A 1,157-nucleotide genomic window follows, 5' to 3' on the forward strand; every position below is an offset into this window, starting at 1 on the left:
GGCCGGCCTTCATGATCGCGGCGCCGGCGCCGCTGTCGAGGTAGGTCAGCACCACCGGCGTCGGGTGGCCCAGCTCGTCGAGCACCTGCGACATGCTGCGGTAGGCCAGGCTGTCGCAGGCGCGCAGCATCGCCGCCACCTGCGGGTTGGTGCGGGTGTTGATYGCGTCGGCGAAGAAATCCAGCGTGGTCTCGGTGCGCAGGTACTGGCGCCGGAACGCCAGCAGCAGGCGGCGCACCTGCGCCTGCGCGGCCGGGCTGCGCGCCGCCTGGCCATGCGCCAGCAGCACCTGCGCATCGGCCGCCAGCGCATCGACCTTGGCCTGCAGGTGGCGGCGCAGCGCCAGCCCGAGGTACTGCTCGAGCCGGCCCCAGGCCGCTTCACCGGCCAGGTCGTCCAGCATCAGGCGCGACGCGGCCAGCACCCAGTGGGCGATCTGGCGCTGCGTCTGCAGCGCGGCGGCCGCTTGCAGGTCAGCCACAGCGGTGCCCTGGGGCCACGTCGACCGTCACCGCGGGGGCCGGGTCGAGTGCGAGCGGGGCCGGCGCGGCGCCGCGGCCGGCCATCGCGTCGCACACCGCCTTCAGCGCCGGCGGGTGGGCGATCGAGAAGCGCAGCGTGACGCCATCGGCCGCGTTCTCGGTGGCCGCGATGAAGGCCGCCGACTGCGCCTGGATGAAACTCGCGAAGCCCTGCACCAGCCAGTTCTGCAGCGCCCCGGCATAGCGCCGGGCCTGCGCCTGCGGCAGGTTCTGCAGGCTKGCGCTGGTGGTCGGCGAGGCGCCGGCATGCACCAGCCGCAGGCCGCGGCCCGGCGGGCCGGACAGGATGTGCTGCAGGCGGCTCTGCAGCGCCCGCCCGAAGCCGGCGCTCAGCACACCGGCGTTGGTCGACTGGCGCAGGCGCATCGCGAGCTTCTGCGCCTTGGCTTCGCTGAGGAAGATGCAGGCCCGGATCTGGTCCTGCGTGCAGTCGAAGCGCAGGCCGAGGTGCATCGCGCGGCGGGCATGGCCGTGGCCATGCCGGTGGCCGTGCCGCCCGTGCAGCGCGTGCGGACGGCGCCCGCCGGCATCGACGCGGTAGAAGCGCTGGCCCATCGCGGGCCGCTGCCCGTTGCCGTCGACCGCGCGCCCGAGGCCCGGCGCGCCGAGCAGCGT

2 protein-coding genes are annotated in these 1,157 nt (G+C 75.1%); both read right to left on the minus strand.

Features of this window, described 5'->3' with window-relative positions:
- A partial coding sequence (locus tag AC1DXV_RS34880; RefSeq protein WP_477938082.1) for a hypothetical protein occupies window positions 1-481 on the minus strand: 481 nt, incomplete at its 3' end.
- A partial coding sequence (locus tag AC1DXV_RS34885) for a hypothetical protein (protein WP_477938083.1) occupies window positions 474-1,157 on the minus strand: 684 nt, incomplete at its 5' end. The genes AC1DXV_RS34880 and AC1DXV_RS34885, both read right to left, overlap by 8 nt.

The organism is Rhizobacter sp. P3_C12 (genome assembly GCF_056402735.1).